Source organism: Telluribacter roseus (assembly GCF_017355915.2).
Lineage (GTDB): Bacteria > Bacteroidota > Bacteroidia > Cytophagales > Spirosomataceae > Telluribacter.
In genome coordinates, this window is record NZ_JAFEUV020000008.1 from 76,279 (window position 1) to 98,271 (window position 21,993).

Genomic DNA, 21,993 nt, shown 5'->3' on the forward strand with positions numbered 1-21,993 from the left:
TTTGTACTATGAAAGCAGGAAAAATCTTTACTATAATAAATCGGCTGGTAGTAGTTATGTACCTGCTGAGCGGCGTATATACCTATGGCGTAGCCTCGGGTACCGGTACTGCCCAGCCTCTGACCAATGATCCCCAAAGGTACCTGGCCCTGATGCTGCTCAACCTGGGACCTGAACGTGAAAATGACATCAATCTCCTGCAGACGGGCAACAGCTTCGGTATGAATGCGGTGTACCTGACCATACCCTGGGACCAGGTATACTATAACTCACCTACCGAAACACCTCGCTGGGCCAAATACGATGAGCAGATCCAACTAGCCTCGCGCCTGGGTATGAAAGTAGGAATACGGGTGCATGTAGGCAGAAACATCGACCGGATCAACGGATTCTGGACCCGGGACGACTGCCTTACCGACTTCAATAAGCAGCCGCTGATAGAAGTCTACGGAGGTACTTCATTTCGGTATGATCATGAGCCATCCGTGCAGAAAGCCACTGGCTTTGTCAAAGAAGTCGTAGAGCGGTACAAGTGGCTGCATCAGGAAGGGAAGCTCCTTTTTGTCAGCGTTACCAATACCCCCCAGCAGGAAGCCGGCTACCCTTTCAATAACCTGCCACCAAGCGGCGACTTCAGTAAAGCCTATCTCTCGATATTTGATTATTCACCGGCTACCGTCAGGTCGTTCCAGCAGTGGCTGGCCAACCGGTATAGAAAAATCCAGCGTTTAAATCTGCTGTGGGGGACTCGCTATACTTCTTTCAGTGAAGCACCGGCCCCTGCGGCTCCCTGGAGTCCTAATGAATCCTTTGGCAGCCGGTACGGTCGGGACTGGTATATATTCAGGCATGAAGTACTTAAGGCATATACCAACCGGATGGTGGATGCTGTAAAAGGAGTTGATAAGGGTATTAAGTTTATTTCGGATTATGGCTCAGTATTTGATGCGGTGAGCAATGTCCGGGGAACTGTAGCCTTTGGTGACCTCAACGAGCGTACAGACGGTATTAAGATAAATGATGACCACCACTATGATCATCATTACTCCATGGATGTATTGCGGGGCCAGCTCTCGCCCAATCATTTTTATGCCAATGAGGTTTTTTACTCTAACTGGCTCATTCCCGACGATTATATCAAACAGTTCAACGAGAACTTTAAGTACGGAGCCAATATGATTGCCTTCGTGCTATCATCTGTGAACGACATGCGCCGGGTGGAATCTACCATACGCACCGTGTCCAGTACCTGGCTCAATGAACCAATACGCCCCATAATACCTCAGGATACGCTGACTTACCGGATGTCAAGATCGGTGGAATGGAACATCCTGAACACAACCTATAATGACTGGCGAAGGGTGAGTCGTCGGGGAACACCGGAAGCTCGGCCCGTACAACTCACCATGATCAATGACCTGTTGTCGGAGGACTACTGGCGAGAAGCCGCTAACCGGCCTCCCTACCTGCTCAATCCGCTCCCGATGCGGATCGTAGCCGTAGGTCGCGATTTTACTTACCGAATCCCCAACAATACGTTTGCGGATGCGGACGGGACCATCGTCAGAATCGAAGTACCTAATCTGCCTTCCTGGTTACGGTATGAAAATGGGGAGATCCGGGGGAGATCAGATGTGATGGGAGATACCCGTATTATGGTCAGAGCCATTGATGACGAAGGGGGTATAGTTGAGGCATTCTTTACCATTCGGGTAGATACCCGTGAGAATGCCAATCAGCCCCCTACCGTCAGAGAGAATTTTCCAAGGCTGGTGATTAAGGTAGATGAGCCATTTACTTTTGCGCTGCCCAAAGAAGCCTTTGTGGATCCGGATGGCACTATTACACGCGTGGAAGCGAGCGATCTGCCTGGTTGGCTTACCTTTACCAACGGTCAGCTGAGAGGCACTCCCAGAACTACAGGCGAGTACCGTATTTTCGTAAAGGCTTATGATGATATGCAGGCCTTTGTTGAAACCTTCTTTGTCATTCAGGTAGTGGAGCCGCAGTTCTTCAATAATCCTCCCTATACCTACCGTACGATTCCGGTTAAGTTTGCCAAGGTCAACGAGCCATTTACCTTTGCCCTCCCACATGATACCTTTGTCGATAGTGACGGCTATATCTCGCTCATTACGGTACAGAACCTGCCTACCTGGCTGACTTTTAGTTTCAATGTCTTCTCGGGAACACCTCCCGAGGAAGGCGAATACCGGCTGGTTGTACGCGCCTACGACAACGCCGGAGCCTATGCCGAGACTATATTTATACTCAAAGTAGAAGTACCCTACCTGACCTTTGATCTGCTGCAGTCGGGTAGAACCATCGATCGTAAAAAACTACGTACTCTGGCGAATGGCGATGTGATTCCGGTAGATTCACTGCCCTCGCTGCTGAATATCTATACCTACGGTAACTTCGAGTTTGATCGGGTCAACCTTCAGCTAAACGGGCCGTATCGGTACGAGTCGCAGGCCAGGAAGTTCCCGCACTCACTGTTCAGGGAAGGCGCCGGATTTGCCCCCTATGTAGGGCACTACACCTTGTCGGCCACAGCCTACAACCAGGACTCCCTTATCATCACCAACACCATACAGTTCAGCATTTCGGCGGGTGATTCCCTCAATATTGGCCGTGATCTGTCCGAATGGCAGGCTTACCCCAATCCGTTCGACAGGGTATTTAATATCAAACTACCCGACGCATCTCCGGCTACGAACTATGATTTCACACTGATTACGGTCAGCGGGCAACGCCTGCCTATTTCTGCGCAAAAAATAGCCGTCCACGATAGTATCGCGCAGATCGATCTAAGTGATTTCACCCTGGCGTCCGGCATTTACTTCATCCGGCTGGAAGAGAACGGCGAACTGGTTAAGCTTTTCAAGGTATTCAAGCGCTGATGCGTTAGGCTCAGAGGTAACTTACTGAGCAAAAACATCTTTACTTTCTCGATAGTATGCTTGCATAATATTTTTTAGAAAATTATATTTGCATATAGTAGTTCGGTATGCATGCATACTGGTTAGTAGATAAGTAGATAAATGTTTACCTAAACCATATATCAGATACCATGGCAGTAACAGTTGGCAATAAGGCGTCTATCAAGGGAGGAGAATTCCTGATCAAAGAAACCGAGGCGTCACAAGTATTCATCCCGGAAGACTTTACGGAAGAGCAGCAGATGATCGCTGAAACCTGCCGGGACTTTCTGCGTACAGAAGTAACTCCTCGTATCGAGGAAATAGATAAGGCCAGAACCCCAGAACTCATGGCCTCGCTTCTGGATAAGGCCGGTGAGCTGGGCTTACTGGGAACAGCCGTACCAGAAGAGTACGGTGGTTTTGGAATGAATTTTAATACCTCTATGCTGGTAGCCGAAGCAACCGGAGCCGGTAACTCTTTCTCGGTGGCTATGTCGGCGCATACCGGCATTGGTACATTACCCATACTCTACTACGGTAACGAAGAGCAAAAAGCCAAGTACCTGCCCAAGCTCGCTACCGGCGAATGGAAAGCAGCCTACTGCCTGACTGAGCCTGATTCGGGATCGGATGCCAATGCGGCTAAGTCGCGGGCCCGGCTGAGCGAGGACGGTACGTACTACGTCATCAACGGTCAGAAGATGTGGATCACCAACGGTGGCTTTGCCGATATATACATTGTATTTGCCAAGATAGACGACGGCGCCGGACAAGTAGATAAGAACCTGACCGCTTTTATCGTAGAGAAGGGCTTTGGTGGCATTACCATGAACGAGCCCGAGCACAAAATGGGTATCAAGGGCTCCGATACCCGTCAGATTTTCTTCAACGATTGCCGGGTACCGGTCGAGAACATGCTATCCGAACGAGGCAATGGTTTCAAGATTGCGGTAAATATCCTGAACATTGGTCGAATCAAGCTGGCAGCGGCTACGCTGGGGGGCGCTAAGAAGGTAGCTGAGCATGCGATTAACTACGCCAACGAGCGCAGGCAGTTTGGTACTGCTATCGCTAACTTCGGTGCCATCAAACATAAGCTGGCCGAAATGGCCGTAAAAATATACGCTACTGAGTCGGCTGCCTACCGGGCGGGTCAGAATATAGATGACCTGATCATAGACCTGAAAGAGCAGGGAATGGGTGACTCAGAAGCCAAGCTGAAAGCACTGGAGGAATTTGCCATCGAATGCGCCATGATGAAGGTACACGGCTCTGAGGTACTTGATTACGTAGTGGACGAAGGCGTACAGGTGTACGGAGGTATGGGCTACTCAGCGGATGCTCCGATGGACCGCGCCTACCGCGATAGCCGGATTAACCGGATCTTTGAAGGTACCAACGAAATCAACCGCCTGCTGACGGTAGATATGATCCTGAAGCGGGCTATGAAAGGCCAGCTGGATCTGATGGGACCCGCTATGGCCGTTTCGAAAGAGATTATGTCCATTCCTGATTTTGGGGCTGAAGAGGACGATGTTTTGTTCGCGGCCGAAAAGAAGGTGCTCAGAAATCTTAAGAAAGCGGTATTGATGGTTGCGGGTGCGGCCGTTCAGAAATTCATGATGAAGCTTTCGGAAGAACAGGAGATCATTATGGATCTGGCTGATATGGTCATTGAGACTTACGTGGCCGAGTCACTACTGCTCCGGGTGGAAAAACTGATAGGTATCAAGGGAGAAGCAGCTACTTCGCTACAGAGAGACATAGCAATGGTGTACCTGCACGAGGCCGTGGAAAGAGTCAATAATGCCGGTCGCACCGCTATTATGGGCTTTGCTGAGGGAGATGAGCTGCGTGTCATGCTGATGGGTCTGAAGCGATTCACCAAAATAGAGCCCTTTAATCTGAAAGTAGCTCGCCGCCGTATTGCAGATGCGCTGATTAGTGAGAATAAATTTATATTCTAGCAGATCATACTAACAACCATAAACTACCTAATACAGAAGCCGGTTCTGATGTAGAACCGGCTTCTGTGCGTGTATGAATCTACTAGTCATTTACTTTTTTTAGCCATTGCTCCTAAAGCTTTTGGAGTAGATAGTTGCGAATAGTAAGTTTGATCAAGTGGCTTCTTTGATTTGTGTAGGTATGAAATCTGCCGGTACAGAAACTTTACCAAAAGCCGCTTGGTTTTAGTACAATAGTCAACTTTGATGGAAACAGAAACTACTCTATCTCGTCAGCAGCCCGCATATAACCAACGTTCCATGACGCTTCATTCCGTCGATCTGCGCATTACGGATCAATTCCCTGCATTTTTATTAGATTATCTGGATCAAAAACCTGAGCTCAAGGACTTCTATTCAGTTTTTCCTACGGTTTCCAATGCAAAGGAGGTTATTGAGCGTAAGAAGCAGTTTAGCCCGGCCGTTCGCCAGACGCTGGTAGAGGCCCTGACGCGTCAGTATAGTGGTATTGATAATGCCCCTGATTTTTCGGTGTTGTTGAATGAAAATACATTCACCGTCACTACCGGGCATCAGCTGAGTATCTTCACCGGTCCTCTGTTTGTCATTTATAAGCTGGTTACTACCATCAAGCTGGCGCGCCAGCTGCAGGAAGCCTACCCTGACTGTACCTTTGTACCCGTATACTGGATGGCTACCGAAGACCATGACTTTGAAGAGATAGCTTCGTTCCGCCTGTTCGGCAAGAAGTACACCTGGGCCGGTGAGCATCCGGGAGCGGTAGGTCGGCTAAATCCTAAGGAGCTGGAGACGGTACTCAATCAACTCCCCGAGCGGGTACCATTTTTCGAGAAAGCCTATCTTCAGCATAGTACCCTGGCTGATGCCGTTCGATGTTACATGCACGCGCTGTTCGGGAAGGAAGGGCTGGTCTGTCTGGATGCGGATGATGCCGGTCTGAAGCAACATTTCCTCCCGGTCATTACGGATGAACTGGTCAATCAGGTTTCGGGTGCACGGGTAGCTGATACCTCGTCCCAACTGGAAGCCCTGGGGTACCATACACCGGTAACGGCCCGTGAGATTAACCTGTTCTACCTGGAAGATGACCTGCGGGAGCGTATCGTCTGCGAAGAAGGTACCTACCGCGTCCTGAAGACAAATCTTGCCTTTACCCGCGACGAAATACTACAGGAGGCCGGGAGCCATCCGGAGCGGTTCAGCCCTAACGTGGTGCTGCGTCCCCTGTACCAGGAGGTGATACTACCCAACCTGGCCTACGTCGGTGGCCCCTCTGAAATCCCTTACTGGATGCAGCTCAAGGGAGTCTTCGACCACTACCAGACGCCTTTTCCGATGCTGGTTCCCCGCAATTTTGCTCTGTACGTAACTACCCCCAGCTGCAAGCGCATGAAGAAACTGGGACTAACCTACGAAGAACTGTTTGTGGATCGGGTAGCACTACGTAAGTCTTATGTGGAGCGGCACTCGGAGCATACGCTTTCGCTGAATGCGGAAAAGGCCGCCTTCGATGAGGTACTTGAACGCATAGTAGCCAAAGCCGTAGCGGTGGATAAGACCATGGAAGGCGCCGTACTGGCTGAGCGCGCTCGCCTCTTCAAGTCACTCGAGCATCTTGAAAAACGGATCCGGAAAGCCGAAGAGCGGAAGCACGAAACAGAGCTGAACCAGCTACAGAACCTGCTGGATACCTTCTTCCCGAATGGTACTCCGCAGGAGCGCACTGACAACTTCCTGAACTTCTTCCTGAACAACCGAAACTTCCTGAAGGAGCTGTTTGACATGCTGGATCCGCTGGACTTCAAGTTCAATATATTGGTAGAAGGAGCGGATGAATAAAGCTTCTCTACGTGTCCAGTATCTGGAAAAAAGAAAGACGCTTACCCCGGAGGAAGTACAGGATGATAGCAAGCAGATAGCAGACCGGCTCATCCGGCTGCTGGCCCACAAATCACCCTACTACCTGCATATTTTCCTGCCTTATATTGTAAGGAATGAAATAGATACCGTACTTATTGGCGAAGCTGTAAAGGCTCAGTTTCCGGAAATACAGCTGGTAGTGCCCCGGGTAGTGCCGGGTACCCGCCTGATGGAGCATTATCTATTTACACCTGATACTCCACTCCTGACCAACCGCTGGGGAATACCAGAGCCCGATCCGCACCTGGCACAGCCGGTAGATCCTGAGCTATTGGATGTTGTGATTGTACCTCTGCTGGTTTTTGACCAATTGGGCTACCGGGTAGGGTATGGGGGAGGCTACTACGACCGGTTCTTACCTGTATGCCGCCCCGACGCTCTGAAAGTAGGGGTGTCTCTCTTTGATCCCGTACCGCAGATCGAAGATAGAGATGAGTACGATATACAGCTTGACTACTGCCTGACACCCCACAAAACATGGCACTGGTAGAGGTACATGCGGATAAATTTTCTCCTTTAGAATTACAGAGTCTGCACATCAAACAAATTCCCTGAGGGTCATCGTTTTTGTTTTGATATTCTTCGTAATTTTGCGGCAATTTTTAATAAATCTATTCATGTTTTACCCAAATCTTTAGTAAAAATGAAAATCGCAGTAGTAGGCGCTACCGGTCTGGTGGGCGGCGAAATCCTCAAAGTGCTCGAAGAGCGTAACTTCCCCGTGACGGAGCTATTGGCCGTTGCATCCGAAAGATCAGTTGGTAAGGAAGTCACGTTTAAGGGTAAACAGATAAAGGTAGTAGGGTTTGAGGACGCCATTGCAGCCAAACCTGCGATCGCGATATTCTCAGCCGGTGGAAGTACCTCTTTGTCACTGGCTCCCCGATTTGCCGAAGCGGGTATTACCGTAGTGGACAACTCATCGGCCTGGCGCATGGATCCTACCAAGAAACTGGTAGTACCCGAGATCAACGCCAATACGCTGACCAAAGAAGATAAGATCATCGCCAACCCCAACTGTTCTACGATCCAGATGGTGGTGGTGATGAATCCTCTGCATCAGAAATATAAGATCAAGCGGGTAGTAGTTTCGACCTACCAGTCGGTAACGGGTACCGGTAAAGCGGCCGTGGACCAGCTGTTTGCTGAGCGTACAGGCAAGGAGGATGTGCAGAAGGTATATCCGCACCCTATCGACCTGAACGTACTGCCGCACATCGACGTGTTCCTGGACAACGGCTACACCAAGGAAGAAATGAAGATGACGAACGAGACCAAGAAGATCATGGGAGATGACAGCATCGCCGTGACTGCTACGACCGTTCGTATCCCAACCATCGGCGGACATTCCGAGGCGGTTAATATTGAGTTTGAAGAAGAGTTTGATCTGGATGAAGTACGTAGCATCCTAAGCCAGGCTGAAGGCGTAGTAGTACAGGATGATCCTAAGAACTTCGTGTACCCGATGCCATTGACCGCGCACGGCAAAGACGAAACTTTCGTGGGACGTATCCGCCGTGATGAGTCGCAGCCCAAGACACTCAACCTATGGATCGTGGCGGATAACCTCCGCAAAGGAGCCGCCACCAATGCCGTACAGATCGCCGAGTACTTAGTAAAGAACGAATTAGTAGAAGTTACCGAAGAAGTGTAACTTTGTCGCATCAATCTGACACCCAGTAATTATGAAAGAAGCCACCGCACGATCGGTGGCTTCTTTCTTTTATTCAGGAACTGTGATTTCAAATGGACTGGTTAGAGTCTTCTACCTGTCTACTTCCCCCATCACCACATCAATAGATCCGATGTTAGCTACCAAGTCGGCCAGCAGGCCACCCCGGGATATTTCACCAATGACGGAGAGGTTGTGGTAGCAGCAGGAGCGGGCCTTGCAGCGGAAGGGGATGTCGGAGCGGCCGTCGGTACGGAAGAAAAAGCCCAGCTCCCCTTTGGTACTTTCACCACGCGAGTAGAAGTCCATCGCCTTCGGGCGGATCTTCTTGGGTACCATAGCCTGCGGATCAAAGTCGCGCGTGCGCTTGTATTTGCCGTTTAGTTGTTCCAGACACTGCTCTATAATCTTCAGCGACTCCCAGCACTCCACCACCCGTACCCAGTTGCGGTCCCAGCAGTCACCGAGGGTACCTACTGTTCCTTCCCCGATGGGTACCTCAAAGTCCAGCTCGGGGTACACCGAGTACCCATCGACCCGGCGAAGGTCATAGCGCAGCCCCGATCCCCTAAGTACCGGACCTGTACAGCCGTAGTTAATGGCTACCGGCAAGGGCAGTACCCCTACGTTGGCGGTACGTTGTATAAATATCTTATTATCAATGACCAGCTTCTGTAGTTCCTGCAGCTTGGGCTTGAGGTACTTCACAAACTCTGCGCAGCGCTCCTCAAAGCCTACCGGCAGGTCGTAGAAGAGCCCCCCGATCCAGATGTAGTTGTAGAGCATGCGGGCACCGCAGGTCCATTCCAGCATACGAAGGATGTGCTCGCGATCGCGCATGAGCCACAGGAACGGTGTATAGGCTCCGATGTCCATGGCGTAGGTACCAACGGCTATAAAGTGGGAGGCGATACGATTCAGCTCCGCCACCAGTACCCGTATGTACTCTACCCGCTTGGGAATGTCGTTTTCAATACCCAGCATCTTCTCCACCCCCATGACATAGGCATGCTCCGAATTCATGGCGCCCAGGTAGTCGAGGCGGTCCACGAAGGGGATAGTCTGGTTGAACGGAAGGTTTTCGGCGTGCTTCTCAAAGCAGCGGTGCAGGTATCCCAGGTGAGGAACTACATCTACGACTACTTCCCCATCTGTGACTACTTCCAGCCGTAGTACCCCGTGGGTGGAGGGGTGCTGAGGTCCCATGCTCAGGACCATCTCCTCGGTACGCAGGTTCGAGGAGTTATACTTGTTAGGTTCCGAAACCGCCAGGTGCTCTGGCTTATATTGATATTGTACTGAGTTCATAGGTATAGTTTCACCAACGAGGTGATATAGGCAAAGATACGAATTATTATTCCGGCATGGTAGGTACGGCAAGAGTGATGAGCAGGGCACGACTACCGGGTGGAACAACTGGCTATGGACTATTTTCTGTAGTTGAGGGGCCAGATTCTGCTGTTCATCGAAAAAACAGGCTCATACTCAAAGAGGTTCGACAACTTTGGTTATTATGAGTTTGATATCAGCTCGATAATGAGGATAGCAGTATTCATAACGTTGAGTAAAGCGGACACCCCAAGGGCAATGCCTTCGGGGTGTTTTTGTATGGGTACATACCAGTAGGCACCAAAAAAGAAGCCGCCCCCGTCGACTAGGGGCAGCTTCAACTTCAACTGGCACTATGAATACTATTAAATGTCTTTAGTAATGCCTTATTAGTAAAAGCATTACCAGCGATTATTTTAATGAGTTAATCCAGTTTGCAATTTTTACAATGTCGGCTTTAGGTACATTAGGCAGTGCCATCATTGGTGGATAATCCGGCCAGTTTGATGGTTCAGGCTGATGTACAAGCTTCACGATCCGATCTGCAGAGTAGTTTCTCTTGGCAACATCAGAAAAGGCAGGTCCTACCAGTTTCTCGTAAGGGCGGTGGCAGGCAGCGCAGGTATGTTTGTTGAGCAGAGCCGCTACATCAGCCGGTACTTCTTTCTTCTGGGCAGCAGCCTGTGGCTGTGCGGCTGGGGTTGCAGTACCCGCAGAGGCAGTTCCGGCAGCAGCAGTACCCCCACCATTACCCGTTCCCTTAGGATTAGCATCAGTAGCGTTGGCTGATACATTAGCCTCTGTTTTTCCGGCTACTTCCACGTTCGAGTCAAAGCGTTCGTCGCTGGCTCCACCTACCTGATCATCCATATTATTGGTTACAGACAGTGAATTTATAGTATCGGGATCTATCTTTTTTTCTGTATTGACAGATGCAGCTTCTTCTCTTTCCTGACGGCCGCTACCGTAGTATTTATCATACTTATCCTGATCTTCCTTTGATGAGCAACCGATCCACAGTGATCCTGCCAGAGCAAGAATGGCCAGTGGTGTTAATTTCTTGAGTGTCATGTTTAACTTTTGTGTTTAATTAAGTACCAGTCGGAGATACTACAGCTGAGTATCATCTGAAAACACCTCAAATAAAGCAGGAATGGTAATAACTTTCCTGAAAATCCGACAAAAAAATAACTAATAAAGCTGTGCCAGGGTTTATGAAATCAGCAAGTTCGTGAGAAAGAGCCGGATGAATGAAATAATATTCAAAATTTTAAAACACAGCCTTTGCTAATTCATCCGAAACTATTAATTTTGCAGTCCTATTCGTAAAAAGATGTAAAGCAATGGCTAAGAAAGGTAATAGAGTACAGGTAATTTTGGAATGCACCGAGCAAAAAGATACCAGCGTTCCAGGAATGTCGCGTTACGTAACGACTAAAAACCGTAAAAATACCCCCACTCGTATCGAGTTAAAGAAATTTAACCCGTTCCTGAGACGTTATACGGTACATAAAGAGATTAAATAATTATCACATACGCTATTTGTCAGCCGACAGGTAGCCTTAACGAACAGAAAACATGGCAAAGAAAGTAGTTGCTACCCTGAAAAAAGAAGGCGGTAAGTCTTTTGCCAAGGTGATTAAGGCTGTAAAGTCTCCTAAGACTGGTGCCTACACCTTCAAAGAAGAGATGGTGCCTGCGGACAACGTACAGAGCACTCTGAAAGGCTAAGATGACTCCTGCCTGGATAGTCCTGATAGACGTTCCGATTTTAATATAGAAATTATGAAAAGTCCCATATTGGGACTTTTTTGTTTTATTTTTAAATTTCAAATTGAATGGGTCTGCCTCCGGTGGCCCTCTCTAACCACAAAACGGCCACTGAATATGGGTTTGTTTGGCTTTTTCTCAAAAGAAAAGAAAGAAACGCTTGATAAAGGACTGGAAAAGTCCAAAGAGAGCTTTTTTGGTAAGCTGTCACGTGCGCTGGTAGGTAAAACTACCGTGGACGAAGAGGTACTGGACGAACTGGAAGAAATTCTGATCAGTTCGGATGTAGGTGTAGAGACCACCGTGAAGATCATACGCCGTATTGAAGAGCGCGTAGCGCGCGATAAATATACCGGTGCCGACGAACTGGATGTGATCCTGCGGGAAGAAGTGGCAGCTCTGCTTACCGAGAACAAATCAATTGATGTAAAGGACAGCTTCGAGACCGAGCACTTACCTAAGCCGTACGTAGTGATGGTAGTGGGTGTCAACGGTGTCGGTAAGACTACCACCATCGGAAAGCTGGCGCATCAGTTTCAGCAGCGCGGACATAAAGTAGTATTGGGTGCCGCCGATACCTTCCGGGCCGCCGCCGTGGAGCAACTCAAGATGTGGGGCAAGCGGGTAGATGTACCCGTGATAGATCATGGAATGAATACCGACCCCTCGGCCGTGGCCTTTGATGCCGTTAAGAAAGGCATGGAGATAGGAGCCGATGTAATTATTATTGATACGGCCGGCCGCCTGCATACAAAGGTCAACCTCATGAATGAGCTGGGCAAGATCAAGCGGGTGATGCAGAAGGTGATACCCGAAGCGCCCCATGAGGTACTTCTGGTACTGGATGGTAGTACCGGTCAGAATGCCGTGATCCAGGCGCGGGAGTTTACCAAGGCTACCGAAGTAACGGCGCTGGCCATTACCAAGCTGGATGGTACCGCCAAAGGAGGTGTGGTAATAGGTATTTCGGATGAGTTCCGTATTCCTGTAAAGTACATAGGAGTAGGTGAAAAGATGGATGATTTGCAAGTATTTGACCGGACTGAATTTGTAGACTCGCTGTTCAAAAAATAAGGCACCACCATGACAGGGTTTGAAAAGTTCATTTTGGTACTTTTCTATCTATCTTTCTTTGTTGGGCTGTTTGGTTTAATGATCTATTGGCTGATTCGCGATAGTAACGAGACCTACGATCCTCTATACGAGCCACGAAGCTTCCAGACTACCGGCAAGACCTACTTCCTGAGTGGTGACTGCATCATGGCCTATTTTCTGGGTGGGATGGCTCTGCTTTTTATTCATATGGCCATAACTGTCAAAGTCACTGACTCCACACCCCGCTGGCAGGTAGTAGTTGCGCTTGGCCTTCTGGCTCTGATGATGGGTGCATTGGCCTTTCATATACTTAACTTCAATATCAACTACTGGAAACATACCAGGGGTACTACACTCAGCTTCAATCCCAACCCCAGGACGGTTACAGTAAGTACCCCGGCTGGGCAGTATACTATCAGGGAGGGAGATATTGAGCATATAGAGGTAGTAAGCAATGAACATACAAAGCTCCTCTACAGCTACTTCAGAATAAGGCTCCACAATGGCGATGAGCTACTACTAACAGATAAAATGCCCGGTATAGATGCTTTCTTTCTATACTTCAAAGATATTCCTCATACACGCTATAAGCAGGACTTTCCACTAATACCAGAGCACGCTTAGCCGGCATGATATATGTCCAGTATTGTCTTTATATTCCTGCTGGTCTTTGGAGCCTTCGGCTGGTATCTCTACAAAGCACTCCGTCTTACCCGTAACACAGTAGGCGAGAATTCGCCCCTTTACGTACAGCGTACCTACCATGTATCGGCCTGGGGGTACTTTACCAGCCTTAATAGGGTTGTGAGTTACATGTTTTATCCGGTAGGTCCTATATTGCTTATCCTGCTGCTCCGGGCAAATTGGTCAGGCCTGACAGGATCACCTTTGTACCTTGTAGGGCTAGTAGTAATTATTGCCGGTTTAGTATGGATGAGTCTGATGAGCTACCGGTTGCTACTCCTGGATCTTAATCATTGGAAGTACACGCGAGATAAGACACTGCTATTTGATCCCGCTGATTATAGCCTCACTGTGCAAACTCCTGATCGCACTATTTCTATCAGGCAAGAAGATATTGCCGCCATCGAGTACTATTATAGTGATATTCGCTTTTTTGGAAGCCATTTCTACTACCGGCTGAAACTGATGAACGACGATGAAGTAGTCTTGACTAGTAGTTCGAAGGGATTATGGGCTCTGTCTGAGTACTTTAAGAATGTTCCGCTCCATAGTCACCGGCAGAACTACCCAATTATCCAATAGTCTCGCTTTTTCTCCAAATTTTACCGAACTTTGCGGCCCCGTTCGACGTTCAAAGTCAACGACTTCAAGATCAAGGCGTACCTCCTGTGTCTTGATTTTATTATAATTCTTGATCAAGTAGAATGAAAACTAAAGGAACCCGTACCAATAAGGTCAATATAGTAACGCTGGGCTGCTCCAAAAACCTGGTAGACTCCGAAGTACTTTACACCCAACTCAAAGGCAATGGCTACGACGTAGTCCACGAGTCAAAGAAGGATAACGCCGAGATTGTGGTTATCAATACCTGCGGATTTATTGACGGTGCCAAAGAAGAATCCATCGAAACCATCCTGCGCTACGCCGATGCCAAAGACAGAGGGGTGGTAGATAAAGTGTACGTGACGGGCTGTCTGTCGCACCGCTACAAGGATGAACTAGCCGTAGAAATCCCTACCGTAGACGCCTGGTTTGGTACCAACGAACTACCCCGTCTGCTCAAGACCCTCAAGGCAGATTATAAGCACGAGCTGGTAGGGGAGCGTCTGCTCACTACGCCGGCGCACTATGCTTATCTGAAGATCGCCGAAGGCTGCGACCGTCCGTGTAGCTTCTGTGCTATTCCGTTGATGCGGGGCGGGCACATATCTCGCCCTATCGATGAGTTAGTAGGCGAGGCTCGTTCGCTGGCAAAGCGCGGGATGAAGGAGCTGATTCTGATCGCGCAGGACCTGACCTACTACGGATTGGATATTTATAAGAAACGTAACCTGGCAGATCTGATGAACCAGCTGGCCGACGTAGAAGGCATCGACTGGATCCGTCTGCAGTACGCGTACCCATCGGGCTTCCCGCTGGATGTACTAGATGTCATGCGTGAGCGCTCCAATATCTGCAAGTACCTCGACATGCCTCTCCAGACCGGCTCTACCGAGATGCTGAAGGCCATGCGCCGCGGCATTACCCGTGAGAAGACCGAAGCCTTGATTGAGACGATCCGTGAGCGGGTACCTAGCATAGCCCTGCGTACAACCCTGATCGTCGGCCACCCGGGTGAGACGGAAGAGCTGTTTGAGGAGACCTACCAGTTCGTTGAGAAGATGCGCTTCGAGCGTCTGGGCGTATTCCAGTACTCACACGAAGAGAATACTCACTCTCACACGATGGTGGACGATGTACCGGCTGAGGTAAAGCAGGAGCGTGCTGATGCCATTATGGAGCTGCAGCAGAGCATATCGTGGGAGCTGAATCAGGAAAAAATAGGCAAGGAATACAAAGTACTCTTCGACCGGAAAGAAGGCGGCTACTTCATCGGCCGTACAGAGTCGGATTCGCCGGAGGTAGATAACGAGGTACTACTGCCGGCCGCCAGCAACTACGTGAGGCTGGGCGACTTCACCAAAGTACGTATCACCGAAGCGGAAGAATTTGACCTATATGCCGAATTAGTGACGGAATGATTTTGCATTATTCCATTACTCCCTATTTTTGCAGGCCAGTTTATAGTCTAGGCTATACTGATTTGTGGAATAACATATTTTAAAATTACTACTAACAGTAATGTTACAACGTATTCAAACCTTATTTTTAGCTATAGTAGCCATCGGAATGGGCGTATTCCTGGCGCTGCCCCTGTGGCAGAAAACCGCCGCAGATGGAGTACAGACTGCTTCATTGACAGTAATGCGCCTGAGCCATCAGGTAAATGCCGTACAGAGCCAGGAAGATTCAGTGATTTATCTGGCTATACTAGCCGTGATCGTAGCTGGTGTAGCTATTTTTGCCATCACTAGATACCGCAACCGGTTGCTGCAGTCGGCGCTGTGCGCGGCCAATTCTATATTGATGACCGTGCTGCTGGCCGGTACCATTTACCAGACGTACTACAAGGGAGCAAAGTTTTTTGAGCCGGAGTCTCCCGGCGACTATCTGCCCGGTTTTTATGGCCTCATTGTGGCTATGCTGGCCAATGTAATGGCCAACCGCTTCATCCGTCGTGATGAGCGGATCGTGAAGGAGTCAAACCGTATGCGTTGATAAAGAGAGAGGGATTGGTGCTTATACCAATCCCTCTTTTAGTAGATCATGTAAGTGAACAAATCCCTTCACCTTACCTTCATCGGCTACAATCAGTTGGGTAATACTCTTTGACTGCATGATCTGCAGAGCATTGACGGCGTACTCGTCCGAGGCTATACAGATAGGCGAAGGAGTCATAATATCACGAGCTGTAAGGGACAGAATGTGCGTAGTATCGTACTGGTTGAGCATACGACGCAGGTCACCATCCGTAACGATTCCTGCCAATTGCTGGCCAGAATCAACCACGGCGGTAGCGCCCAGCCTTTTGGAAGTAATTTCCAGGATTACCTCTTTGACCGTAGCCGAATCGTATACTACAGGCAGTAAGTTGCCAGGGTATATATCACACACTTTCAGATAGAGCTTTTTGCCGAGTGCACCTCCCGGATGGTACTTCGCAAAATCCTGGCGGGTAAAGCCGCGGGCTTCCAGCAGACAGATGGCGAGAGCATCACCCAGTGCCAGAGCTACGGTAGTGCTGGTAGTAGGAGCCAGGTCCAGCGGGTCGGCTTCGCTGGGAGCATAGGCGTGCAGTACATAATGAGCATTACGGCCCAGGTAGGAGTCGCGGTTGCTGACCATCGCAATCAGCGTTACGTTAGTGCGCTTAAGTAAAGGAACCAGTACTTTTATTTCGGCCGTATCGCCGCTTTTAGAAATAGCAATGACTACGTCGTCCGACTGGATCATCCCCAGATCACCGTGAATGGCATCGGCGGCGTGCATAAATAGGGCAGGTGTACCGGTAGAGTTAAGTGTAGCCACGATCTTTTGACCGATCAGAGCACTTTTACCAACACCCGTTATGACAACCCGGCCTCCCGAGTGGAGGATGGTTTCCACACAACTCTCAAAAGAATCATCGATACGGTCCACCAGATGCCGCACAGCATCCGCTTCCTGCTGTAAGACATCTTTTGCTATGGACTGAATATTTTTTACTAATTTCAAATTTGAATTACTGTTAGAGAATTGACTAATTTTAGTATTGATTTTACAAGCAAAGATAGAGAACTTTGGAATAACCCATTTGTTGACAGAGCATGATACAGCAGGTTGATAAAGTCGTTTTAGACACATTGAAGGAAAGACTTAAGGAAATCTTTGGTTACAGCCAGTTCCGGGGCGACCAAGAGATTATTATCCAGAATATACTCGCCGGAAAGAACACCTTCGTAATTATGCCTACCGGGGCTGGTAAGTCGCTGTGCTATCAGCTACCTGCCATTGTGAGTGATGGAATGGCCATAGTAATCTCTCCCCTGATCGCCCTGATGAAAAACCAGGTAGATCAGATGAATGCCTTCGGTATCAATGCGCAGTTTCTGAATTCAACCCTGACCAAGGCTGAAATCAACAAAGTAAAGAAAGATGCCCTGGATGGTTCGCTCAAGTTGCTCTATATCGCTCCCGAATCTCTGACCAAAGAAGAGAATCTGGACTTCCTGCAAAAGACCAAAATCTCGTTTGTAGCCATCGATGAGGCACACTGTATCTCGGAGTGGGGACATGACTTCCGCCCTGAGTACCGCCGTATCCATGGTATCATTGATAATATAGGTAATCTCCCCATCATTGCTCTGACGGCTACCGCTACCCCCAAGGTACAGCAGGATATCCGTAAGAACCTGCAGATGGAGGAAGCCGAAACTTTCAAGTCGTCCTTTAACCGGAAAAACCTGTACTACGAAATCCGGTCCAAGAAAGAGGCTAAGAAGCAGCTCATCAAGTACATCCGCAACAACAAGGGCAAGTCAGGGATCGTGTACTGCCTCAGCCGTAAGACTGTGGAAGAGGTCGCTGAGTTCCTGAGCGTAAATGATGTACGGGCGCTGCCTTACCACGCGGGTCTGGACAGCAACACCCGTATGGCCAATCAGGATGCTTTCCTGAATGAGGAGGCAGACGTTATTGTTGCGACCATTGCCTTCGGAATGGGTATTGATAAGCCGGATGTACGGTTTGTGATCCATTACGATGCTCCCAAGTCGCTGGAAGGCTACTACCAGGAGACCGGTCGGGCCGGACGCGATGGACTGGAAGGTAACTGTATCATGTTTTACAGCTTTGAGGATATTCAGAAGCTGGAGAAATTCAACAAGGATAAGTCAGTAACGGAGCGTGATAACGCCCGCCACCTGCTCAACGAGATGGTGGCCTACGCCAACCTGGGGGTATGTCGTCGTCGCCAGCTGCTGAGCTACTTCGGTGAGTACCTGGATAAAGACTGCGGTTTCTGTGATAACTGCGTGAAGCCAACCGAACGGATGAAGGTACAGGATGAGGTAATCCTGGTGCTGAAGGCTACCCAGTTCACAGGCCAGCGCTTCGACGCCGAACATATAGCCGACCTCGTAACCGCTACCGAAAACCAGTACGTACGCAGTTATGAGCATGATAAGCTGGAAGATATCTACGGTAAAGGTACCGAGCTTAATGAGTCCCATGAGTTCTGGGTATCGCTGCTTCGCCAATTGGTTATTTACGGATTCCTGGAGAAGGACGTCGAAAACTACGGTGTACTGAAGCTGTCCGAAAAAGGTGCTAACTACATCAACGATCCGTATCCGGTTACGATCAGCAAAGATCATAACTACGAGGAGGAAGACGAGAAGGTAGAGGAGGAGGATAAGGAAGTAGCAGTAGGTAGTGGCAGTGCCCACGCTTATGACGAGGCTCTGCTGGGGATGCTGAAAGCCCTCCGGAAGAAAGTAGCCAAAGAAAAGAACCTGCCTCCGTACGTGATCTTCCAGGATCCTTCGCTGGAAGAGATGGCTACTACCTACCCGACTACGCAGCAGGAGATGGCCCAGATCAATGGGGTCGGGATGGGTAAGGTACAGAAGTTTGGCCGCCAGTTTATCGAGCTGATCAGCCGCTACGTGGAGGAGAACGACATCGAAACCGCTAAGGATGTCGTCATTAAGTCAACCGTTAATAAGTCAAAGGTCAAGATCTATATTATCCAGCAGGTAGACCGTAAGGTGGATCTGGAGGAGATTGCTGAGGCCAAAGACTTGTCCATGGAGGACTTGATCGAGGAAATTGAGCATATCTGCTACTCAGGTACCAAGCTAAACCTGGACTACTACGTCAACCAGATCATGGATCGGGAGCGTCAGCAGGATATATACGATTACTTTATGAATGCCGAGACGGACAATATAGCCGTTGCCCTGAAGGAGTTTGCGGGAGATGATGTAAGTGAAGAAGAGTTACGCCTGATGCGTATCAAATTCCTGTCAGAACTAGCTAACTAATTCACACCTAATTGACAAGGCAGGGCGGTTGCTCTCCGGTTATTTATTCTAAACATAGCATGAACATACTTATTCTGGGCTCTGGTGGTCGCGAACACGCCTTCGCATGGAAAATCTCTCAAAGCCCTCTTTGTGATGAATTATTCGTTGCGCCTGGTAATGCAGGAACCGCTGAACTGGCTACTAATTTACCTGTTTCATATAATGACTTTGAGGCAGTAGCTGATGCCGTCCTTAAAAATAAAGTCGATCTGGTTATTATCGGTCCCGAAGAGCCATTAGTGGGAGGTATTGTAGATTTCTTCCGCAAGCGTCCAAAGCTGAAGCACGTCCGGCTGATCGGACCTGATAAGGCCGGAGCCCAGTTGGAAGGAAGCAAGGATTTTTCCAAAAGCTTCATGCAGAAGTACGGAGTACCTACCGCTGCTTCCCGTACCTTTACTTCCGAAACACTGGAAGAGGGCCTGGCCTACCTTGAGGCTCATGCTCTGCCTATCGTACTGAAGGCGGATGGACTGGCAGCCGGCAAAGGAGTAATCATAGCCGAAACTCTGGCCGACGCACAGGCTGCCATGAAGGATATGCTGGTAGGTGGTAAGTTTGGCGAAGCCGGCAGCAAGGTAGTAGTAGAGCAGTTTCTGCGTGGGGTAGAGCTATCTGTGTTTGTACTCTGTGATGGCGAAAACTACAAGATACTGCCCGAGGCAAAAGATTATAAACGAATCGGAGAAAACGATACTGGACTCAATACCGGTGGGATGGGCGCTGTATCACCTGTTATCTTCGCAGATAGTAACTTCTTAAGAAAGGTAGAAGAGAAGGTGGTAAAACCCACCCTGGCCGGACTTAAGAGCGAAGGCATCAAGTACGTAGGCTTCATCTTCATCGGGCTCATGAACGTAAAGTCAGAGCCCTACGTTATTGAGTACAACGTCCGCATGGGCGATCCTGAGACCGAAGTGGTACTGCCACGTATCCAATCGGACCTGGTGACACTACTGGCGGCTACGGCTAAGGGTACTTTGCAGGATGTTGAAATGAAAGTATCTCCGCAGGTGGCCGTAACAACAGTAGTAGTATCGGGTGGATATCCGGATGCCTATGAAAAAGGAAAGGTAATTGCAGAAACGCACCGTCTGGATGATGTAGTGGTGTTTCATGCAGGTACCACGTTCAACAATAATACCGAGGTCGTAACCAATGGAGGTAGAGTGCTGGCCCTGACGGGCATCGCTAATTCCCTCGAAAACGCTGTGCATAAATCGCAGCGGGCTGCGCATACGGTGCAGTTTGAGGGGAAGTACTACCGGCACGACATCGGTCTTGATTTAATACGTTATAAAGATTGAGGAAGTAGTATTATGGGATGTATATCATGTACATCCGGAGGTTGCGGCACTAGCGGTGCCACAGTAGCCGGGTGTGGGAGTAACGGGACCTGCGGAACAGGCGGGTGTAACAAGATGAATGTATTCGACTGGCTGAGCCACATGGAAGTACCCGTGGCCCAGCGGTTTGATGTATTGGAGGTGAAGTTTAAAGGAGGGCGGAAAGAATACTTTCGTAATGTAAATCAACTGGACCTTACCACCGGCGACTATGTAGTATGCGAGATGCCTTCGGGTCATCATATAGGTATGATATCACTACAGGGCGAGCTGGTTCGGCTGCAGATGAAGCGTAAGAGCATTCTTCTGAATGACGATCTGAAGGTAATATACCGTGTAGCCAATGAGAAAGATCTCGAGAAGCATACGCAAGCCATAGCCCGCGATCTGCCTACCATGTACCGGACGCGCGAAATCATCCGTGAGCTTAAGCTGAATATGAAGCTGTCGGATGTAGAGTACCAGTCGGACAATACCAAGGCTACTTTTTACTACTCATCCGAAGAGCGGGTAGACTTCCGGGAGCTGATTAAGCTACTGGCGGCCGAGTTTAAGATTCGGGTCGAAATGCGCCAGATTAGTCTGCGCCAGGAGGCCAGCCGCCTGGGCGGAGTAGGTTCCTGTGGACGTGAGCTCTGCTGCTCGACCTGGCTTACTGACTTCAAGAGCATCTCTACCTCAGCGGCACGTTACCAGAACCTGTCACTGAATCCGGCGAAGCTGTCGGGCCAGTGCGGAAGGCTGAAATGTTGCCTGAACTACGAGCTGGAAACTTACATGGATGCCTTGCGGGATATTCCGAGCGTAGATGTACCTCTCAAGACTAAGAAAGGGAATGCCACGTTGCAGAAAACGGATATCTTCAAGAAGATCATGTGGTTTGGGTTTGATAAGGAGACCAACTGGTACTCCCTGCCCATCGGTAAGGTACTGGAGATAATAGAATTGAACAAAAAAGGTATTATTCCGGAGTCTTTTGAAGTACTAACGCCTGAGCCGGAAAAGAAGCCAGAGAAAGGGCCTGCCTCACTCAATAGCGATCTGGAAAGCCTGGATCGTAAGTACAGTGAAGAGCAGAAGAAGAAAAAGAAAAAGAAAAGTCGGAGTGGCCGCAACAAGAGCAAGAATAAAGCGCCACAGCAGAATCCGAATAGCTAATATAGGTAAGGCTGTCTGAAAGGGCAGCCTTACTTGTTTCTCCTAAGTACGAATGGTCTTATAGCAGGGGAGAAAGCAGGATCAGGAATGAAAATTTAAGGTTGGTACTCGTTCCTGCTAACAAAATACAGATATTTACGCCTTATTTTTAGATTACACCGA

Annotated in this window: 18 protein-coding genes; 15 read left to right on the forward strand and 3 right to left on the reverse strand. The window is 49.1% G+C overall.

What is annotated here, in order from left to right:
- The first annotated feature begins 8 nt into the window (after window positions 1-8).
- From JTN23_RS15605 to JTN23_RS15625, 5 genes are all read left to right on the forward strand, one after another.
- Window positions 9-2,903 (forward strand): putative Ig domain-containing protein, encoded by a 2,895-nt coding sequence (locus JTN23_RS15605; RefSeq protein WP_247235791.1) that lies wholly within the window; start codon window positions 9-11, stop codon window positions 2,901-2,903.
- 170 nt (window positions 2,904-3,073) lie between these two features.
- Complete coding sequence (locus JTN23_RS15610) at window positions 3,074-4,891, forward strand: acyl-CoA dehydrogenase FadE (protein ID WP_247235792.1); 1,818 nt, start codon at window positions 3,074-3,076, stop codon at window positions 4,889-4,891.
- 300 nt (window positions 4,892-5,191) lie between these two features.
- The gene (bshC, locus tag JTN23_RS15615) at window positions 5,192-6,751 is read left to right on the forward strand and encodes a bacillithiol biosynthesis cysteine-adding enzyme BshC (protein WP_247235793.1); all 1,560 of its coding nucleotides are present in this window, start codon (window positions 5,192-5,194) and stop codon (window positions 6,749-6,751) included.
- The gene (locus tag JTN23_RS15620) at window positions 6,744-7,322 is read left to right on the forward strand and encodes a 5-formyltetrahydrofolate cyclo-ligase (RefSeq protein WP_247235794.1); all 579 of its coding nucleotides are present in this window, start codon (window positions 6,744-6,746) and stop codon (window positions 7,320-7,322) included. Before bshC ends, JTN23_RS15620 begins: the two co-directional genes overlap by 8 nt.
- A gap of 153 nt (window positions 7,323-7,475) precedes the next feature.
- Entirely contained in the window at window positions 7,476-8,486 is a 1,011-nt protein-coding gene (locus JTN23_RS15625) for an aspartate-semialdehyde dehydrogenase (protein ID WP_247235795.1), read from the forward strand.
- Between the two features lie 111 nt (window positions 8,487-8,597).
- Here JTN23_RS15625 and JTN23_RS15630 read toward each other — a convergent pair whose 3' ends face one another.
- A complete protein-coding gene (locus tag JTN23_RS15630; protein WP_247235796.1) occupies window positions 8,598-9,812 on the reverse strand; it encodes an NADH-quinone oxidoreductase subunit D in 1,215 nt (404 codons plus the stop codon).
- A gap of 432 nt (window positions 9,813-10,244) precedes the next feature.
- Window positions 10,245-10,904, reverse strand: coding sequence for a c-type cytochrome (locus JTN23_RS15635; protein ID WP_247235797.1), 660 nt, complete (start codon window positions 10,902-10,904; stop codon window positions 10,245-10,247).
- A 272-nt stretch (window positions 10,905-11,176) separates the two neighbouring features.
- Here JTN23_RS15635 and rpmG point away from each other — a divergent pair, with 272 nt between their 5' ends.
- The 7 genes from rpmG (at window position 11,177) to JTN23_RS15670 (ending at window position 15,980) form a co-directional block, all read left to right on the forward strand.
- Window positions 11,177-11,359 carry a 50S ribosomal protein L33 gene (rpmG, locus tag JTN23_RS15640; protein ID WP_207507381.1) on the forward strand — a complete coding sequence of 61 codons (183 nt, stop codon included), beginning with the start codon at window positions 11,177-11,179 and terminating at the stop codon, window positions 11,357-11,359.
- Window positions 11,360-11,411: 52 nt separating this feature from the next.
- Window positions 11,412-11,564, forward strand: coding sequence for a DUF4295 domain-containing protein (locus JTN23_RS15645; RefSeq protein WP_247235798.1), 153 nt, complete (start codon window positions 11,412-11,414; stop codon window positions 11,562-11,564).
- A 156-nt stretch (window positions 11,565-11,720) separates the two neighbouring features.
- Window positions 11,721-12,677 carry a signal recognition particle-docking protein FtsY gene (ftsY, locus tag JTN23_RS15650; protein WP_247235799.1) on the forward strand — a complete coding sequence of 319 codons (957 nt, stop codon included), beginning with the start codon at window positions 11,721-11,723 and terminating at the stop codon, window positions 12,675-12,677.
- A gap of 9 nt (window positions 12,678-12,686) precedes the next feature.
- The gene (locus JTN23_RS15655; RefSeq protein WP_247235800.1) at window positions 12,687-13,322 is read left to right on the forward strand and encodes a PH domain-containing protein; all 636 of its coding nucleotides are present in this window, start codon (window positions 12,687-12,689) and stop codon (window positions 13,320-13,322) included.
- Window positions 13,323-13,334: 12 nt separating this feature from the next.
- The gene (locus JTN23_RS15660; protein WP_247235801.1) at window positions 13,335-13,964 is read left to right on the forward strand and encodes a PH domain-containing protein; all 630 of its coding nucleotides are present in this window, start codon (window positions 13,335-13,337) and stop codon (window positions 13,962-13,964) included.
- A 122-nt stretch (window positions 13,965-14,086) separates the two neighbouring features.
- Window positions 14,087-15,403: a 30S ribosomal protein S12 methylthiotransferase RimO gene (rimO, locus tag JTN23_RS15665; protein WP_247235802.1), complete on the forward strand. Its 1,317-nt coding sequence runs from the start codon at window positions 14,087-14,089 to the stop codon at window positions 15,401-15,403.
- Between the two features lie 100 nt (window positions 15,404-15,503).
- Window positions 15,504-15,980 carry a DUF4293 domain-containing protein gene (locus JTN23_RS15670; RefSeq protein ID WP_247235803.1) on the forward strand — a complete coding sequence of 159 codons (477 nt, stop codon included), beginning with the start codon at window positions 15,504-15,506 and terminating at the stop codon, window positions 15,978-15,980.
- A gap of 21 nt (window positions 15,981-16,001) precedes the next feature.
- On the opposite strand, the gene JTN23_RS15675 is transcribed toward JTN23_RS15670, so the two are convergent.
- A complete protein-coding gene (locus JTN23_RS15675) occupies window positions 16,002-16,976 on the reverse strand; it encodes a KpsF/GutQ family sugar-phosphate isomerase (protein ID WP_247235804.1) in 975 nt (324 codons plus the stop codon).
- Window positions 16,977-17,068: 92 nt separating this feature from the next.
- Between JTN23_RS15675 and recQ the strand changes: the two genes are divergently transcribed.
- The 3 genes from recQ (at window position 17,069) to JTN23_RS15690 (ending at window position 21,831) form a co-directional block, all read left to right on the forward strand.
- Window positions 17,069-19,285 (forward strand): DNA helicase RecQ, encoded by a 2,217-nt coding sequence (gene recQ, locus JTN23_RS15680; RefSeq protein ID WP_247235805.1) that lies wholly within the window; start codon window positions 17,069-17,071, stop codon window positions 19,283-19,285.
- 59 nt (window positions 19,286-19,344) lie between these two features.
- Window positions 19,345-20,634, forward strand: coding sequence for a phosphoribosylamine--glycine ligase (gene purD / locus JTN23_RS15685; RefSeq protein WP_247235806.1), 1,290 nt, complete (start codon window positions 19,345-19,347; stop codon window positions 20,632-20,634).
- Window positions 20,635-20,748: 114 nt separating this feature from the next.
- A complete protein-coding gene (locus JTN23_RS15690) occupies window positions 20,749-21,831 on the forward strand; it encodes a PSP1 domain-containing protein (RefSeq protein ID WP_247235807.1) in 1,083 nt (360 codons plus the stop codon).
- Window positions 21,832-21,993 lie beyond the last annotated feature (162 nt).

Bases quoted from the DNA above. Each gene is read 5' to 3' on its own strand.
- JTN23_RS15605 (WP_247235791.1), top strand. From the start codon at position 9: ATGAAAGCAGGAAAAATCTTTACTATAATAAATCGGCTGGTAGTAGTT.
- JTN23_RS15610 (WP_247235792.1), top strand. From the start codon at position 3,074: ATGGCAGTAACAGTTGGCAATAAGGCGTCTATCAAGGGAGGAGAATTC.
- bshC (WP_247235793.1), top strand. From the start codon at position 5,192: ATGACGCTTCATTCCGTCGATCTGCGCATTACGGATCAATTCCCTGCA.
- JTN23_RS15620 (WP_247235794.1), top strand. From the start codon at position 6,744: ATGAATAAAGCTTCTCTACGTGTCCAGTATCTGGAAAAAAGAAAGACG.
- JTN23_RS15625 (WP_247235795.1), top strand. From the start codon at position 7,476: ATGAAAATCGCAGTAGTAGGCGCTACCGGTCTGGTGGGCGGCGAAATC.
- JTN23_RS15630 (WP_247235796.1), bottom strand. From the start codon at position 9,812: ATGAACTCAGTACAATATCAATATAAGCCAGAGCACCTGGCGGTTTCG.
- JTN23_RS15635 (WP_247235797.1), bottom strand. From the start codon at position 10,904: ATGACACTCAAGAAATTAACACCACTGGCCATTCTTGCTCTGGCAGGA.
- rpmG (WP_207507381.1), top strand. From the start codon at position 11,177: ATGGCTAAGAAAGGTAATAGAGTACAGGTAATTTTGGAATGCACCGAG.
- JTN23_RS15645 (WP_247235798.1), top strand. From the start codon at position 11,412: ATGGCAAAGAAAGTAGTTGCTACCCTGAAAAAAGAAGGCGGTAAGTCT.
- ftsY (WP_247235799.1), top strand. From the start codon at position 11,721: ATGGGTTTGTTTGGCTTTTTCTCAAAAGAAAAGAAAGAAACGCTTGAT.
- JTN23_RS15655 (WP_247235800.1), top strand. From the start codon at position 12,687: ATGACAGGGTTTGAAAAGTTCATTTTGGTACTTTTCTATCTATCTTTC.
- JTN23_RS15660 (WP_247235801.1), top strand. From the start codon at position 13,335: ATGTCCAGTATTGTCTTTATATTCCTGCTGGTCTTTGGAGCCTTCGGC.
- rimO (WP_247235802.1), top strand. From the start codon at position 14,087: ATGAAAACTAAAGGAACCCGTACCAATAAGGTCAATATAGTAACGCTG.
- JTN23_RS15670 (WP_247235803.1), top strand. From the start codon at position 15,504: ATGTTACAACGTATTCAAACCTTATTTTTAGCTATAGTAGCCATCGGA.
- recQ (WP_247235805.1), top strand. From the start codon at position 17,069: ATGATACAGCAGGTTGATAAAGTCGTTTTAGACACATTGAAGGAAAGA.
- purD (WP_247235806.1), top strand. From the start codon at position 19,345: ATGAACATACTTATTCTGGGCTCTGGTGGTCGCGAACACGCCTTCGCA.
- JTN23_RS15690 (WP_247235807.1), top strand. From the start codon at position 20,749: ATGAATGTATTCGACTGGCTGAGCCACATGGAAGTACCCGTGGCCCAG.